We start from the raw sequence: 15,411 nt of genomic DNA, 5'->3' as shown, positions 1-15,411 counted from the left end.
CCATGAAGGGTTGCTTCGGATGGCTGCTGGCCCTTGCCCTGAGCCTGGGCACGGCGCTGGCGGATGTGAAGGTGCAGAACGACTTCGACTACATGGGCCCGGCGATGCAGCGCTGGGTGGATGGCAACGGCAAGACCCTGCATTACCTGGACGAAGGCCCGCGCAACGGCATCCCGGTGGTACTGGTCAGCGGGCACGGCACCAGTGGTCGGGCCCTGGCGCTGACCGACTTCCTGCGCAGCCTGCGGCAATCCCTGGGGCTGCGCTTCATCGCCCTGGAACGCAACGGCTTCGGCGAAACCGCCTTCGACCCCAGCGGCGACTACGCCAGCTACGCCGCCGAGGTGGAGGCGCTGCTGGCCCACCTGGGCGTGCAGCGTTTCTCCCTGGTGGCGATTTCCGGCGGTGGGCCCTACAGCGCGGCCATCGCCTCGCGCCTGCCGACACGCCTGCGCTCGGTGCACCTGGCGACGGCCATCTCGCAGAACGCAGGGGTGGCGGCGCCCTCCCCGTCCTGCGCGCTCAGTGACCAGCAGATCATCGACAATTACCTGGCCGCCCGTTACGACGTGCCCTCGGTGTGGTGGGACCTGGGGCCGAACACCGCAGTGAACCGGGTGCCGGGCTTCCTCGACGAGGCCGCCGACGAAGGCGCGCGCTTCTTCTATGGCAAGGGCTCGACCGGTTTCGACCTGCAACCCCTGGTGCACGAGCTGAAGCTCTACTGCAGCCAGCCGGTGGCGGACGTCTCGGCGGTGGCCGCGCCGGTGTTCATCTACCACGGCGAGGCCGACACCACGGTGGTGCCGGCCCACGCCGCCTTCTGGCGCAGCCACTACGCCAACGTCGTGGCTACCCGCCTGTACCCCGGCGAGGGTCACGACGTGCAGTACCGCCACTGGGGGCAGATCCTCGCGGACCTGGCCTACGGCGGGCGGCGCACGCTGCTGTGCTGGCGCGGGCAGTCGCGCCTGGTGGAAACCCGCGAGGCCGGCCCGTTGCTCAAGCGCGGCGCCACCCTGGACATCTGCGCCTGGCAACGCACCGGCCCTTGAGGGCGCGGCCTACTGCGTCGGCGCCGGTATCCAGCGGATGGTGCCGCCGCAGCTGGTGAAGCACTGGTCGTAGTCGTCGGCGCAGGAGCTGAAGGCGCTGTAGCCGCCGCCGTAGCTGCCATAGTCACCGTAGGTGCCGGGGTAGGCGCAGTCCTTGCGGGCCTGGCGCTTGTCCTTGCCCGCCACGCAGTAGTGGTAGGCGTCCATGCGGGCTTCCTGCAGGCGCCGCTTGCTGTCGTCCAGGTAGCCGCATTGCTGCTTCTGCATGCGGCACTGGGCGACGCAGGCCTGGGCGTAGCCATCCTTGGGGAGGTCGTATTGGTAGCGGCCGGAGGGGCCACAGGCCGAAAGCAGGACGAGCGCAGCCGCCGCGCCTGCCAGGGACAGGAGTCGTTTCAAGGGGAATCACCGGGGTTGGGGTGGGGCCGGATCAGTCGTCCGGCTGGTACTCAAGGATGTCGCCAGGCTGGCAGTTGAGGGTCCGGCAGATGCGGTCGAGGGTTTCCAGGCGAATGCCCTTCACCTTGCCGTTCTTCAGAAGGGAAAGGTTCTGCTCGGTGATGCCGATGATTTCAGCGAGTTCCTTGGAGCGAACCTTGTTCTGCGCCAGGACCACGTCCAGCCTGATGATGATGCTCATGGTGCCGTTATACGAACGCCTTGACTTCCTCGTTGAGCGAGCGGGCTTCATTCATCATGAAACCGAACGAGCAGACGAAGACCGCCTTGAGGAGTTCGGACATGGATTCGGTATTGAAACCGACGGAAACCGCCAGGAGACCCTCCCCCGGGGGAAGGCCGAGCGATAGTACTAGACCGGTCAGGGTGTAGAGAACTGGTTGCAGCACAAGACCGAGGATCGACAGCCCGCCGATGGTCATCAGCAGCCGCGCATTACGGGTGGACCACAGCTCGCGGCGCGACAGCCGCAGGAAGAACAGCCCGGTCAGCAGCAGGCCCAGGCTGGAGATCAGCACCGGCACATAGTCCAGCGCCACCAGCAGCACCAGGTTCAGCGTAGGGAGCTGGTAGTCCTCCGCCAGCAGCAGCGGGATGCTCTCGCCCCAGAATTCCAGGTAGCCGGTACTGATCAGGCCGCTGTGCCACATGGCGGTGTTGATGATGATGTCGCTCAGGGCCATGACACAGGCCAGGCCGGCGGTGGCCAGCCCGGCCCACTTGAGGCGCTTGAAGGAAGACAGCAAGGGAAGGTGTTGCATAGGGAAACCGTCCTGGGTTCAATTGCATTTCGGATTAATAAATTATCGTCTCGCGATAACTTTTTAAAAAGTAATGCAAAAAAAGCGGATCGATCAACCCTAAAATTCAGGCGCATTCATTCGTTGAGGTTCGGCGGCATGCCCACCCGGACGGGGACGCTCCCATGGGTGCCCACGGCACGTGCGCGAATGTCGCACCCCGGTTGAGGCCCGCCGATCCGAGCGAACGCCTGGGCACGATGGGTTTTGTTCTATAAAAAAGAATGCAACCATGCATTTTCTTAAAAACGCCGCTTCCTTTTCCTAAAACACCCCATTCCATGGCTGACCCTCTCCCATGATGACCCTCCGCCAGATCCGTCATTTCATTGCCGTGGCCGAAAGCGGCTCGATTTCCGCTGCAGCCCAGGCGGTGTTCATTTCCCAGTCCACCCTGACCCTGGCCATCCAGCAGCTGGAGGACGAGATCGGCGTGCGCCTGTTCGACCGCCACGCCAAGGGCATGACCCTCACCCACCAGGGCCATCAGTTCCTGCGCCAGGCGCACCTGATCCTGGCGACGGTGGAGAACGCCAAGCGCAGCCTGCAGCAGAGCACCGACCAGGTGTCCGGCCGCCTCACCATCGGCGTCACCAGCCTGGTGGCCGGCTACTACCTGGCGGACCTGATCAACCGCTTCCAGCGGGCCTACCCCAACGTGCAGACCCGCGTGGTGGAGGATGAACGCCCCTACATCGAACACCTGCTGGTGAGTGGCGAGATCGACGTCGGCGTGCTCATCCTCTCCAACCTGGAGGACCGCCACGCCCTGCAGACCGAGGTGCTGACCCACTCCCCGCACCGCCTCTGGCTGCCGGCCCAGCACCCGCTGCTGGAGCGCGACAGCATCAGCCTGGCGGACGTCGCCGGGCAGCCGCTGATCCAGCTCAACGCTGACGAAATGGGCCTGCACACCCAGCGCATCTGGTCCCGCGCCGGGCTCACGCCCCAGGTCACCCTGCGCACCGCCTCGGTGGAGGCCGTGCGCAGCCTGGTGGCCGCCGGGCTCGGCCTGTCGATCCAGCCGGACATGACCTACCGCCCCTGGTCCCTGGAGGGCGACATCATCGAAGCCCGCCCCCTGGTGGACCTCAGCGAGCCCCTGGACGTGGGCCTGGCCTGGCGCCGGGGCACCACCCGACCGCCGATGGTGGACCCCTTCCTCACCGTCGCCCGGGAGCATCCGAACACCAAGCGGCCTTCGATTTAATCGAACGCGCCTTTCGTTATTTAGAATTTGTCGACCCCAGGCCCGGGCTCTAGTCTCTGTCGCTATACCAGAAGGTCAGCGCCCGGCCCGTCCACGGAGCCCCGCATGCCCGATAACAAGACCGATAAAAGAAGAACCACGAAGATGACCGGCCCGACCTTGCACACCGCGCTTCTGATCGATGGCCAACTGGTCACCGGCGAAGGCATGGCCGAAGCGATCATCAACCCCGCCACCGGCGAAACCCTGGTGAGCATCGCCGATGCCTCCCAGGACCAGGTCGAACAGGCCATCGCTGCCGCCCACCGCGCCTTCCCCGCCTGGTCCCGCACCACCCCCGCCCACCGTGCCCGTGCCCTCCTGGCGATCGCCGATGCCATCGAACACAAGGCCGAGCAACTGGCCCAGCTGGAATCGCTGAACTGCGGCAAGCCCCTGCACCTGGCCCGCCAGGACGACCTGCCGGCCACCGCCGACGTGTTCCGCTTCTTCGCCGGCGCCGTGCGCTGCCAGCAGGGCCAGCTCACCGGCGAATACGTCGCCGGGCACACCAGCATGGTGCGCCGCGACCCGGTGGGCGTGGTCGCCTCCATCGCCCCCTGGAACTACCCGCTGATGATGGCCGCGTGGAAGATCGCCCCCGCCCTGGCCGCCGGTAACACCCTGGTGTTCAAGCCCTCCGAGCACACCCCGCTGAGCGTGCTGGCCCTGGCCCCGCTGCTGGTGGACCTGCTGCCGGCCGGCGTGCTCAACATCGTCTGCGGCGGCGGCGAGAGCGTCGGCAGCCACCTGGTCAGCCACCCCAAGGTGCGCATGGTTTCCCTCACCGGCGACATCGTCACCGGGCAGAAGATCCTCCAGGCCGCCTCCCGTACCCTCAAGCGCACCCACCTGGAGCTGGGCGGCAAGGCCCCGGTCATCGTCTGCAACGACGCCGACCTGGCCGCCGTGGTCCAGGGCGTACGCACCCACGGCTACTACAACGCCGGGCAGGACTGCACCGCCGCCTGCCGCATCTACGCCCAGGCCGGCATCCATGACCGCCTGGTGGCCGAACTGGGCGACGCCGTGGCGAGCATCCGCTTCGCCCGCAAGCGCGACGCCGACAACGAGATCAGCCCGCTGATCAGCGCCCGCCAGCGCGACCGCGTCGCCAGCTTCGTCGAACGCGCCCTCGGCCAGCCCCACATCGAACGCGTCACCGGCGCCGCCGTGCACTCCGGCCCCGGCTTCTACTACCAGCCCACCCTGCTGGCCGGCTGCAAGCAGCAGGACGAGATCGTCCAGCGCGAAGTCTTCGGCCCGGTGGTCACCGTCACCCGTTTCGAGCACCTGGAACAGGCCGTGGACTGGGCCAACGACTCCGAATACGGCCTGGCCTCCTCGGTGTGGACGCAGAACCTCGACCGCGCCTTCCAGATCGCCAACCGGCTGCAGTACGGCTGCACCTGGATCAACACCCATTTCATGCTGGCCAGCGAGATGCCCCACGGCGGGCTGAAGCGCTCCGGCTACGGCAAGGACCTCTCCAGCGACTCGCTGCAGGACTACAGCGTGGTGCGCCACATCATGGCCTGCCACGGCCAGCTACAGGACTGAACGAACGCCGGTGGCACGCTGCCGGCGCACAACAAGACACCCCGGCGGACCGCTCATCCCGGCCGCACGCGGGACGCTGCACCCCATTGAAGCTGCCCTACCAAAAGAGACAACAACGAGGGAGACACCAATGCGCCAGATCACCCTGCTCAGCGCCATCACCACCGGCCTGCTCGCCAGTGCCAGCCTCCAGGCCGCCGACGCCATCACCGCCGTGGGAGCCGGCGAAGGCCGCCTCGACATCGTCGCCTGGCCCGGCTACATCGAACGCGGCCAGTCCGACAAGAACTACGACTGGGTCAGCCAGTTCGAGAAGGACACCGGCTGCCAGGTCAACGTGAAGACCGCCGCCACCTCCGACGAGATGGTCAGCCTCATGGCCAAGGGCGGCTACGACCTGGTCACCGCCTCCGGCGACGCCTCGCTGCGCCTGATCTACGGCAAGCGCGTGCAGCCCATCGACCCCAACCTGATCCCCAACTGGAAGAACATCGACCCACGCCTGAAGGACGCGCCCTGGTACACCGTCGCCGGCAAGACCTACGGCACCCCCTACCAGTGGGGCCCCAACCTGCTGATGTACAACGCCCAGGCCTTCACCAAGGCCCCGGACAGCTGGTCCGTGGTGTTCGAAGCGCAGAACCTGCCCGACGGCAAGCCCAACAAGGGCCGCGTACAGGCCTATGACGGCCCGATCTACATCGCCGACGCCGCCCTCTACCTCAAGGCCACCCAGCCCGACCTGGGCATCACCGACCCCTACCAGCTCGACGAGAAGCAGTACGCCGCCGTGCTCGACCTGCTGCGCAAGCAGCACGACCTGATTCACCGCTACTGGCACGACACCACCGTGCAGATGAGCGATTTCAAGAACGAAGGCGTGGTCGCCTCCAGCGCCTGGCCGTACCAGGCCAACGCCCTGAAGACCGAAGGCCAGCCCATCGCCACCGTGTTCCCCAAGGAAGGCGTCACCGGCTGGGCCGACACCACCATGCTGCACGCCGAGGCCCAGCACCCGAACTGCGCCTACAAGTGGATGAACTGGTCCCTGGAGCCCAAGGTCCAGGGCGACGTCGCCGCCTGGTTCGGCTCCGTGCCCGCCGCGCCGGAAGGCTGCAAGGCCAGCGCCCTGCTGGGTGCCGAAGGCTGCAGCACCAACGGCTACGACCAGTTCGACAAGATCGCCTTCTGGAAGACCCCGCAGGCCGAGGGCGGCAAGTTCGTCCCCTATAGCAAGTGGACCCAGGACTACATCGCGATCATGGGCGGCCGCTAAAAGTCGTTAGGTAGCGGCTGCGCGGCCCTGATCCGCGCCCGGGCAGTGCTCGGAGTCCTCACGTACAGATGTACGCTGCGGCTCCTGCGCGCTGGCCGGACGCGGCTGAGGGCCTGCTCGCGACGCCCCCTGAACGACTTTTCCTTCCCTGCACCGATTCACTCGTATCTCAGATTCACGGGCACGGCACCTCTGCGCCGGCCCCTTGGAGCACGCACCATGACCACTCCCGCCGTTCAATTCACCCAGGTCTCCCGCCAGTTTGGCGAGGTCAAGGCTGTCGACCGGGTTTCCATCGATATCCAGGACGGGGAGTTCTTTTCCATGCTCGGCCCATCGGGCTCGGGCAAGACCACCTGCCTGCGCCTGATCGCCGGTTTCGAGCAGCCCAGCGCGGGGTCCATCCGCATCCACGGCGAGGAGGCCGCCGGCCTGCCGCCCTACCTGCGGGACGTCAACACCGTCTTCCAGGACTACGCCCTGTTCCCGCACATGAGCGTGCTGGAGAACGTCGCCTATGGCCTCAAGGTCAAGGGCGTGGCCAAGTCCGAGCGCCTGGCCCGTGCCGAAGAGGCCCTGGGCATGGTGGCCCTGGGCGGCTACGGCGGCCGCAAGCCGGTGCAACTGTCCGGCGGCCAGCGCCAGCGCGTGGCCCTGGCCCGTGCCCTGGTCAACCGCCCCCGCGTATTGCTGCTGGACGAACCCCTCGGCGCCCTCGACCTCAAGCTGCGCGAGCAGATGCAGAGCGAGCTGAAGAAGCTCCAGCGCCAGCTGGGCATCACCTTCATCTTCGTCACCCACGACCAGAGCGAAGCGCTGTCCATGTCCGACCGCGTGGCCGTGTTCAACAAGGGCCGCATCGAGCAGGTGGACACCCCGCGCAACCTCTACATGAAGCCGGCCACCCCCTTCGTCGCCGAGTTCGTCGGCACTTCCAACGTCCTGCGCGACGACCTGGCCCGCCAGCTCACCGGCAACCCGCAACCCTTCTCCATCCGCCCCGAGCACATCCGCTTCGCCCAGGGCGCCTGCGCCAGCGGCGAGGTGGAGCTGAGCGGCCTGCTGCACGACATCCAGTACCAGGGCGCCGCCACCCGCTACGAGATCCGCCTGGACAACGGCCAGAACCTCTGCGTCAGCCAGGCCAACGACCAATGGCAAGCCATCGACCTCGCCCACCAGAGCGGCCAGCGCGTCACCCTGCGCTGGGCCCGCGAGGCGATGGTGCTGCTGAACGAGGGCGCCTGAGATGGAACTGACACTCAACGCCGCCCGCGCACAGGCCCCCAAGGGCCCGATGCGGCGCCTGTCCAACCTGCTCTACCGCAAGCCGACGCTGTACCTCTCGCTGCTGCTGGTGCCGCCGCTGCTGTGGTTCGGCGCGGTCTACCTCGGCTCGCTGCTGACGCTGCTGTGGCAGGGCTTCTACACCTTCGATGACTTCACCATGGCGGTCTCCACCGACCTGACCCTGGCGAACTTCCAGGCCCTGTTCCAGGCCGCCAACTTCGACATCATCCAGCGCACCCTGGTGATGGCCGTGGCGGTCTCGGTGGCCAGCGCCGCCCTGGCCTTCCCCATCGCCTACTACATGGCGCGCTACACCACCGGCAAGACCAAGGCGTTCTTCTACATCGCCGTGATGATGCCGATGTGGGCCAGCTACATCGTCAAGGCCTACGCCTGGACCCTGCTGCTGGCCAAGGGCGGCGTCGCCATGTGGTTCGTCCAGCACCTGGGCCTGGAGCCGTTGCTGAACCTGCTGCTGGCGACCCCCGGCGTGGGCGGCAACACCCTGTCCACCTCCAACTTCGGGCGCTTCCTGGTGTTCGTCTACATCTGGCTGCCGTTCATGATCCTGCCGATCCAGGCCTCCCTGGAGCGCCTGCCGCCGTCGCTGCTGCAAGCCTCGGCCGACCTCGGCGCGCACCCGCGGCAGACCTTCATGCAGGTGATCCTGCCGCTGTCGGTGCCCGGCATCGCCGCCGGCTCGATCTTCACCTTCAGCCTCACCCTGGGCGACTTCATCGTGCCGCAGCTGGTGGGCCCGCCCGGCTACTTCATCGGCAGCATGGTCTACGCCCAGCAGGGCGCCATCGGCAACATGCCCATGGCCGCCGCGTTCACCCTGGTGCCCATCGTGCTGATCGCCGTGTACCTGTCCATCGTCAAACGCCTGGGGGCCTTCGATGCACTCTGAAAACGCTTCCTGGAGCCTCAAGGCTGCCGCCTGGGGCGGGCTGGTGTTCCTGCACTTCCCGATCCTCATCATCTTCCTGTACGCCTTCAACACCGAAGACGCCGCGTTTAGCTTCCCGCCCCAGGGCTTCACCCTGCACTGGTTCAGCGTCGCCTTCGAGCGCCAGGACGTGATCGAATCCATCGTCCTGTCGCTCAAGGTCGCCAGCATCGCCACGCTCATCGCCATGGTGCTCGGCACCCTGGCCGCGGCCGCGCTATACCGCCGGGAGTTCTTCGGCAAGGAAGGCATCTCGCTGATGCTGATCCTGCCCATCGCCCTGCCCGGCATCATCACCGGCATCGCGCTGCTGGCGGCGTTCAAGGCCCTGGGCATCGAGCCCGGCCTGATGACCATCGTCATCGGCCACGCCACCTTCTGCGTGGTGATCGTCTACAACAACGTCATCGCCCGCTTCCGCCGCACCTCCAACAGCCTCATCGAGGCCTCCATGGACCTGGGCGCCGACGGCTGGCAGACCTTCCGCTACGTGATCCTGCCGAACCTCGGCTCGGCCCTGCTGGCCGGCGGCATGCTCGCCTTCGCCCTGTCCTTCGACGAGATCATCGTCACCACCTTCACCGCCGGCCACGAGCGCACCCTGCCGATCTGGCTGCTCAACCAGCTCAGCCGCCCGCGTGACGTCCCGGTGACCAACGTGGTGGCCATGCTGGTGATGCTGGTGACCATGCTGCCGATCCTCGGCGCCTACTACCTGACCAAAGGGGGCGAAGGCGTGGCCGGCAGCGGCAAATAGCCGCTCGCCCCCAGCCCGAACCCCAGCCGAACGACGACGTTCCCCGTTCAAGAACAAGAGGACTTCAACGATGCAAACCAAGCTCCTGATCAATGGCCAACTGGTCGCTGGCGAAGGCGAGAAGCTCGCCGTCCTGAACCCCTCCCTGGGCAGCACCCTGGTGGAAATCGCCGAAGCCACCCCGGCCCAGGTCGACGCCGCCGTGCGCGCCGCCGATGCCGCCTTCGACGGCTGGTCGCAGACCGCCCCGAAGGACCGCTCCCTGCTGCTGCTCAAGCTCGCCGACGCCATCGACGCCCACGCCGAAGAGCTGGCGCGCCTGGAATCGCAGAACTGCGGCAAGCCCTTCAGCGCCGCACTGAACGACGAACTGCCGGCCGTGGCCGACGTGTTCCGCTTCTTCGCCGGTGCCAGCCGCTGCCTGCAGGGCTCCGCCGCCGGTGAGTACCTGCCGGGCCACACCTCGATGATCCGCCGCGACCCGGTGGGCGTGGTCGCCTCCATCGCCCCCTGGAACTACCCGCTGATGATGGCCGCCTGGAAACTCGGCCCGGCCCTGGCCGCCGGCAACACCGTGGTCCTCAAGCCCTCCGAGCAGACCCCGCTGACCGCCCTGCGCCTGGGCGAGCTGATCGCCTCGATCTTCCCCGCCGGCGTGGTCAACCTGGTGGTGGGCCGTGGCCCCAGCGTCGGCGAGCCGCTGACCACCCACCCCAAGGTGCGCATGGTCTCCCTCACCGGCTCGGTCGCCACCGGCAGCCGCATCATCGCCGGCACCGCCGACACCGTTAAGCGCATGCACATGGAGCTGGGCGGCAAGGCCCCGGTGATCATCTTCGACGACGCCGACATCGACGCCGCCGTGGACGGCATCCGCACCTTCGGCTTCTACAACGCCGGCCAGGACTGCACCGCCGCCTGCCGCATCTACGCCCAGAAAGGCATCTACGAGAAGTTCGTCGAGAAGCTCGGCGCCGCCGTCGCCAGCATCCGCTACGGCGAGCAGGACGACCCGCAGACCGAACTCGGCCCGCTGATCACCGAACAGCACCTGGCCCGCGTCGAAGGCTTCGTCGAACGCGCCCGCCAGCAGAGCCACATCCGCGTGGTCACCGGCGGCAAGCGTGCCGACCGTCCCGGCTTCTTCTTCGAGCCCACCGTGCTGGCCGATGCCCGCCAGGACGACGAAGTGGTGCGCCGCGAGATCTTCGGCCCGGTGGTTTCCGTCACCGCCTTCGACGACGAAGCCCAGGCGCTGGCGTGGGCCAACGACTCCGACTACGGCCTGGCCTCCTCCGTGTGGACCGCCGACGTCGGCCGCGCCCACCGCCTCGCCGCCCGCCTGCAGTACGGCTGCACCTGGGTCAACACCCACTTCATGCTGGTCAGCGAAATGCCCCACGGCGGCGTGAAGCTGTCGGGCTACGGGAAGGACATGTCGATGTACGGACTAGAAGACTACACCGCCATCCGCCACGTCATGTTCAAACACTGACCCTGAGCGCCGCTCGCTGGCCCGGGCGTTGTTGAGAAGCACGTCGAAATGCTCATGTACTGCAGTACATTCCGCTTTCTCCGCGCTTCTCGCCTAGCCCGGCCTGCGCGCTCGACGCTCAGCCCTTCATGCACCCCCTGTAGGGGCGAATTCATTCGCCCGCTCTTGTGGGAGCGAATTCATTCGCGATCCGGCCCGCAGGGCCGGCCCATGATCGGCTGGCCGCTGCGCGGCTTTCGCGAATGAATTCGCTCCCACGGGTTCCTGTTCCCAGCAAGGCTTCACCACCGCTGCACCCACCCCAGGAGAACCCGAAATGCGAACCACCCTGCGTAGTTTCAGCTTCATCCTGCTCTGCACCGCCGCCGGTCTCGCCCAGGCCGCCAGCGACGCCAAGTCCGTCGTCGAAGGCTACATGGCCGCCTGGAACGCCCACGACGCCGACAAGGCCGCCACCTTCCTCGCCGACGACGCGGTGTACTTCGACGCCACCGTCGGCACGCCGCAGAACGGCAAGGCAGCGGCCCGCGACAACGTCATCAAGGTGTTCATCGGCGCCGTGCCGGACCTGACCTGGAAGATGACCAGCGCGCCCATCGTCGGGCCCGACGGCATCGCCTTCCAGTGGGAATTCGCCGGCACCAACAGCGGCGCCTGGAGCGCCGAGACCCCGGCCACCGGCAGGCCCCTGAAGTTCGAAGGGGTCAGCTTCGTCCGTATCAAGGACGGCAAGATCGTCTACCAGGGCGACTACTACGACGCCCTCGGCTTCAATAAGCAACTGGGCTGGTAAGCCCACGGGGGCCCGGCAACGATCCGGGCGCCCGCACCCACAACAAACGCCTTGCAGGTACACCATGAGCATCACCCGCCGCGACTTCCTCAACGGCGCCGCCCTGACCGTCGGCCTCGGCCTCACCCCGCTGCAGCTGCTGCGCGCAGCCCCCTCCGGGCGCTACTACCCCCCTGCCCTCACCGGCCTGCGCGGCAGCCACCCCGGCTCCTTCGATGTGGCGCACCAGATGGGCTGGGAGAAGAAGGTGTTCGACACCGACGGCCTGCCCATCGAAGAGCAGTACGACCTGGTGGTGGTCGGCGGCGGCATCAGCGGCCTCTCGGCGGCCTGGTTCTACCGGCAGCAGAACCCCGACGCACGCATCCTCATCGTCGAGAACCACGACGACTTCGGCGGCCACGCCAAGCGCAACGAATTCCAGGCCGGCGGCCGGATGATTCTCGGCTACGGCGGCAGCGAAGCCTTCCAGTCGCCCAAGCACCTCTACAGCAGCCAGGTGAACGGCCTGCTCAAGCAGCTGGGGGTGGACATCGACCGTTTCGAGACCGCCTTCGACCGCGACTTCTACCCCGGCCTCGGGCTGTCCCGCGGGGTGTTCTTCGACAAGGCCGGCTTCGGTGAAGACAAGCTGGTGACCGGCGACCCGACACCGATGGTGGCCGACGACATCGCCCCGGAAAAACTCAACGCCCGCAGCTGGCGCGCCTTCATCAACGACTTCCCGCTGCCCGAGGCCGACCGCGAGGCCCTCATCGCCCTGCACGAAGCGCCCCGTGACTACCTGGCCGGCAAGAGCCGCGAGGAGAAGGAAGCCCACCTGGCCAAGACCAGCTACCAGGACTTCCTGCGCAAGGACGTCGGCCTGAGCGAAGCCGCCACCCGCTACTTCCTCAGCCGCACCAACGACTTCTCCGCCCTCAGCATCGACGCCGTCGCCGCAGCGGATGCCTACGCCGTCGGCTTCCCCGGTTTCGCCGCGATGGACCTCTCGCCCATCAGCGAGGAAGCCAAGGCCGAGATGGAAGAGCCGTACATCTACCACTTCCCCGACGGCAACGCCTCGGTGGCGCGCCTGCTGGTGCGCAGCCTGATCCCGGGCGTGGCCGCCGGCAAGGGCATGGACGACATCGTGCTCGCCGACTTCGACTACGCCCGCCTCGACCTGCCCTCCAACGCCGTGCGCCTGCGCCTGAACAGCACCGCCGTCAGCGTGCGCAACCGCGCCGGTGCCGTGGACGTGGGCTACAGCCGCGGCGGCCAGCTGCACCGCGTGCGCGCCCGGCACTGCGTGCTGGCCTGCTACAACATGATGATTCCCTACCTGCTCCGCGACCTGCCCGCCCCGCAGGCCCACGCCCTGGCGCAGAACGTCAAGTTCCCGCTGGTGTACACCAAGGTGGTGATCCGCAACTGGCACAGCTTCGCCAAGCTCGGCGTCCACGAGATCTACGCCCCCAGCCAGCCCTACAGCCGCGTCAAGCTCGACTACCCGGTGGACATCGGCGGCTACCGCCACCCCCGCGACCCGGCCCAGCCCATCGGCCTGCACATGGTCTACGTGCCCACCAGCCCCGGCATGGGCATGGACGCCCGCACCCAGGCCCGGGTCGGCCGCGGCAAGCTCTACGCCATGAGCTTCGAGCAGATGGAAACGATGATCCGCGAGCAGCTCCAGGCCATGCTCGGCCCGGCCGGCTTCGACCACGAGAAGGACATCCTCGCCATCACCGTCAACCGCTGGTCCCACGGCTACGCCTACTTCTCCAACAGCCTGTTCGACGACGAAGACGAGAGCGAGAAGCTGATGAACCTCGCCCGCCGCAAGCTGGGCAACGTCGCCATCGCCAACTCCGACGCGGCCTGGAGCGCCTACGCCCACGCCGCCATCGACGAAGCCTGGCGCGCGGTGCGCGAGCTGGGCTGAGCGAACGCAGCCGGGTGATGGTGCTGGCGCCATCACCCGGCCATGCGCCCCACGGCCCGCCCGGGTTGGGCGCGTCGCCCCCGGCAGATTCGGCAGGCACCCACCGGCACCAGGCACGTCTATATTTTCCGTATCCCTGGCGAAAGCCCTGGCCGGGGGCTTCGGAGTGCTTCCCCCGCATGCCCAACAGCCAAGATCGCCCGCCTCGTCCTCGTCCTCGTCCTCGTCCCGGCCGGATGAAGCGCGACATCATCCTGATCCTGCTGTTCGCCCTGGTCAGCCTCGCCCTGCTGACCCGCTTCGAAGTGGGCGACATGCTGCAGCGTGCCGCCTGGCGTCATGAGCACTGGGAGCTGGACGAGATCTTGCTGATGCTCAGCCTGGTGGGCTGGTGCGGCTTCATCTTCGGCGTGCGCCGGCTGATGGAAATGCGCTGGGAAGCCCAGGCCCGGCGCAGCGCGGAACTCAAGGTCACGCGCCTGGCCGAACGCGACATGCTCACCGGCCTGCCCAACCGCCGGGGGCTGCGCAGCCACCTGGAGCCCTACCTGGGGGTGTCCGACTCACCGTTCTACTTCGTGCTGGTGGACCTGGATGGCTTCCGCCTGGTCAACGACTTGCACAGCCATGAGGCCGGCGATCACCTGCTGCAGGTGCTGGCCCGCCGGCTGGCCACGGCGCTGCCCGAAGGCGACCTGATCGGTCGCAGCGGTGCCGACGAATTCACCCTGGTGCTGCACTCCCAGAAAAGCCACACCGCTGCCAATGCGCTACTGGGCGCCCTGCTGGAGCTGATCCGCCAGCCGGTGCTGCATAAGGACGCACGCATCGAGGTCAGCGCCACCCTGGGCGTCGCCCGCTACCCGGACGACGGTCGCCGCCTGGACGAACTCATGGCCCGCGCCGCCTTCTGCGTGCAGTCAGGCAAGCGCGAGGGACGCAACACCGCGGTGTTCTACGAGCCCGGCAACGACACCGAGCTGGAGCAGCAGACGCGCCTGGTGAAGCTGCTCGACGACGGCATGAAGGCCGGCTACCTGCGGGTGGACTACCAGCCCATCGTCGCCTTGGAGAGCGGCGAGATCCTCGGCTTCGAAGCCCTCGCCCGGCTGGACCACCCCGAGGCCGGCCGCCTGGGGCCGGCGCAGTTCATCCCCGCAGCCGAGCGCCTCGGCTACATCACCCGCATCACCCGCGAACTGCTCCAGCGCGCCTGCCAGGAAGCCCGACAGTGGCCCAACGGCGTATTCCTCTCGTTCAACCTCAGCGCCATCGACCTGGCCGACGAAAGCCTGCCGTTCCATGTCTCGCGCATCCTCAACAAGGTGGGCTTCCCGCCCCGGCGGCTGGAGCTGGAGGTGACCGAGACCGCCGTGATCGACCATGTCGAGCGGGCCAACGCCAACATCCAGGCGCTGCAGGCCATGGGCATCCGCGTGTCGCTGGACGACTTCGGCACCGGCTACTCGTCCCTCGCCCACATCAGCCGCTACAACTTCGACAAGCTCAAGATCGACCGCCAGTTCGTCGCCGCGCTGGACAACGGCAGCAAGGACGAAAGCATCCTGCGGGCCATGCTCGGCCTCAGCCAGGAACTCGGCATCCCCACCGTTGCCGAAGGCATCGAGACGCAGCGGCAGCTGGAATGGCTGCAGAGCGTCGGCTGCCGGCAAGGCCAGGGGTATTATTTCAGCCCGCCGGTATCCACCGCCCAGGCCACCGCCATGGTGGCCCGTGGGCCCTGCCTGCTGGGGCCGGTCCCGCGGCCTTCCGCCCACCCCCACTCCACGGAGTCCTGATC

General features: G+C 67.4%; 14 protein-coding genes. 11 read left to right on the top strand and 3 right to left on the bottom strand.

Annotation, left to right across the window (positions count from 1 at the left end; all coding sequences use genetic code 11):
- Nucleotides 1-2 precede the first annotated feature (2 nt).
- Entirely contained in the window at nucleotides 3-1,055 is a 1,053-nt protein-coding gene (locus SZ55_RS05810; RefSeq protein WP_052807535.1) for an alpha/beta fold hydrolase, read from the top strand.
- 9 nt (nucleotides 1,056-1,064) lie between these two features.
- On the opposite strand, the gene SZ55_RS05805 is transcribed toward SZ55_RS05810, so the two are convergent.
- Genes SZ55_RS05805 through SZ55_RS05795 form a run of 3 tightly spaced genes read right to left on the bottom strand, consistent with a single transcriptional unit; the run spans nucleotide 1,065 to nucleotide 2,275 of the window.
- Nucleotides 1,065-1,454: a hypothetical protein gene (locus SZ55_RS05805; protein ID WP_044402759.1), complete on the bottom strand. Its 390-nt coding sequence runs from the start codon at nucleotides 1,452-1,454 to the stop codon at nucleotides 1,065-1,067.
- A gap of 31 nt (nucleotides 1,455-1,485) precedes the next feature.
- On the bottom strand, nucleotides 1,486-1,695 hold the full coding sequence (locus SZ55_RS05800) for a helix-turn-helix domain-containing protein (protein ID WP_044402756.1): 210 nt from the start codon (nucleotides 1,693-1,695) through the stop codon (nucleotides 1,486-1,488).
- Between the two features lie 7 nt (nucleotides 1,696-1,702).
- Nucleotides 1,703-2,275, bottom strand: a complete 573-nt coding sequence (locus tag SZ55_RS05795; protein WP_044402753.1) for a hypothetical protein — start codon at nucleotides 2,273-2,275, stop codon at nucleotides 1,703-1,705.
- Nucleotides 2,276-2,612: 337 nt separating this feature from the next.
- Here SZ55_RS05795 and SZ55_RS05790 point away from each other — a divergent pair, with 337 nt between their 5' ends.
- From SZ55_RS05790 to SZ55_RS05745, 10 genes are all read left to right on the top strand, one after another.
- Complete coding sequence (locus SZ55_RS05790; protein WP_044402750.1) at nucleotides 2,613-3,524, top strand: LysR family transcriptional regulator; 912 nt, start codon at nucleotides 2,613-2,615, stop codon at nucleotides 3,522-3,524.
- A 144-nt stretch (nucleotides 3,525-3,668) separates the two neighbouring features.
- Nucleotides 3,669-5,123 (top strand): gamma-aminobutyraldehyde dehydrogenase, encoded by a 1,455-nt coding sequence (locus SZ55_RS05785; protein WP_044402747.1) that lies wholly within the window; start codon nucleotides 3,669-3,671, stop codon nucleotides 5,121-5,123.
- A gap of 130 nt (nucleotides 5,124-5,253) precedes the next feature.
- Entirely contained in the window at nucleotides 5,254-6,399 is a 1,146-nt protein-coding gene (gene ydcS, locus SZ55_RS05780; RefSeq protein ID WP_044402744.1) for a putative ABC transporter substrate-binding protein YdcS, read from the top strand.
- A gap of 219 nt (nucleotides 6,400-6,618) precedes the next feature.
- Nucleotides 6,619-7,647: an ABC transporter ATP-binding protein gene (locus tag SZ55_RS05775; protein WP_044402741.1), complete on the top strand. Its 1,029-nt coding sequence runs from the start codon at nucleotides 6,619-6,621 to the stop codon at nucleotides 7,645-7,647.
- A 1-nt stretch (nucleotide 7,648) separates the two neighbouring features.
- Entirely contained in the window at nucleotides 7,649-8,599 is a 951-nt protein-coding gene (locus tag SZ55_RS05770; RefSeq protein WP_044402738.1) for an ABC transporter permease, read from the top strand.
- Nucleotides 8,589-9,395, top strand: coding sequence for an ABC transporter permease (locus SZ55_RS05765; RefSeq protein ID WP_044402735.1), 807 nt, complete (start codon nucleotides 8,589-8,591; stop codon nucleotides 9,393-9,395). The genes SZ55_RS05770 and SZ55_RS05765 overlap by 11 nt, the downstream gene beginning before the upstream one ends.
- Before the next feature lie 70 nt (nucleotides 9,396-9,465).
- Nucleotides 9,466-10,890 (top strand): gamma-aminobutyraldehyde dehydrogenase, encoded by a 1,425-nt coding sequence (locus SZ55_RS05760; RefSeq protein ID WP_044402733.1) that lies wholly within the window; start codon nucleotides 9,466-9,468, stop codon nucleotides 10,888-10,890.
- 316 nt (nucleotides 10,891-11,206) lie between these two features.
- Complete coding sequence (locus SZ55_RS05755; protein ID WP_044402731.1) at nucleotides 11,207-11,683, top strand: ester cyclase; 477 nt, start codon at nucleotides 11,207-11,209, stop codon at nucleotides 11,681-11,683.
- 64 nt (nucleotides 11,684-11,747) lie between these two features.
- Nucleotides 11,748-13,610, top strand: coding sequence for an NAD(P)-binding protein (locus SZ55_RS05750; RefSeq protein WP_044402728.1), 1,863 nt, complete (start codon nucleotides 11,748-11,750; stop codon nucleotides 13,608-13,610).
- Between the two features lie 236 nt (nucleotides 13,611-13,846).
- The gene (locus tag SZ55_RS05745) at nucleotides 13,847-15,409 is read left to right on the top strand and encodes a putative bifunctional diguanylate cyclase/phosphodiesterase (RefSeq protein WP_044402725.1); all 1,563 of its coding nucleotides are present in this window, start codon (nucleotides 13,847-13,849) and stop codon (nucleotides 15,407-15,409) included.
- Nucleotides 15,410-15,411 lie beyond the last annotated feature (2 nt).

Source organism: Pseudomonas sp. FeS53a, assembly GCF_000931385.1.
In the GTDB taxonomy this organism is placed as follows: domain Bacteria; phylum Pseudomonadota; class Gammaproteobacteria; order Pseudomonadales; family Pseudomonadaceae; genus Metapseudomonas; species Metapseudomonas otitidis.
Note: the sequence above shows the minus strand (reverse complement) of the source record. Positions and strands in the feature narration are given on the sequence as shown.

Coding starts and splice junctions, on each gene's coding strand:
- SZ55_RS05810 (WP_052807535.1), top strand. CDS start 3: ATGAAGGGTTGCTTCGGATGGCTGCTGGCCCTTGCCCTGAGCCTGGGC.
- SZ55_RS05800 (WP_044402756.1), bottom strand. CDS start 1,695: ATGAGCATCATCATCAGGCTGGACGTGGTCCTGGCGCAGAACAAGGTT.
- SZ55_RS05795 (WP_044402753.1), bottom strand. CDS start 2,275: ATGCAACACCTTCCCTTGCTGTCTTCCTTCAAGCGCCTCAAGTGGGCC.
- SZ55_RS05790 (WP_044402750.1), top strand. CDS start 2,613: ATGATGACCCTCCGCCAGATCCGTCATTTCATTGCCGTGGCCGAAAGC.
- SZ55_RS05785 (WP_044402747.1), top strand. CDS start 3,669: ATGACCGGCCCGACCTTGCACACCGCGCTTCTGATCGATGGCCAACTG.
- ydcS (WP_044402744.1), top strand. CDS start 5,254: ATGCGCCAGATCACCCTGCTCAGCGCCATCACCACCGGCCTGCTCGCC.
- SZ55_RS05775 (WP_044402741.1), top strand. CDS start 6,619: ATGACCACTCCCGCCGTTCAATTCACCCAGGTCTCCCGCCAGTTTGGC.
- SZ55_RS05770 (WP_044402738.1), top strand. CDS start 7,649: ATGGAACTGACACTCAACGCCGCCCGCGCACAGGCCCCCAAGGGCCCG.
- SZ55_RS05765 (WP_044402735.1), top strand. CDS start 8,589: ATGCACTCTGAAAACGCTTCCTGGAGCCTCAAGGCTGCCGCCTGGGGC.
- SZ55_RS05760 (WP_044402733.1), top strand. CDS start 9,466: ATGCAAACCAAGCTCCTGATCAATGGCCAACTGGTCGCTGGCGAAGGC.
- SZ55_RS05755 (WP_044402731.1), top strand. CDS start 11,207: ATGCGAACCACCCTGCGTAGTTTCAGCTTCATCCTGCTCTGCACCGCC.
- SZ55_RS05750 (WP_044402728.1), top strand. CDS start 11,748: ATGAGCATCACCCGCCGCGACTTCCTCAACGGCGCCGCCCTGACCGTC.
- SZ55_RS05745 (WP_044402725.1), top strand. CDS start 13,847: ATGAAGCGCGACATCATCCTGATCCTGCTGTTCGCCCTGGTCAGCCTC.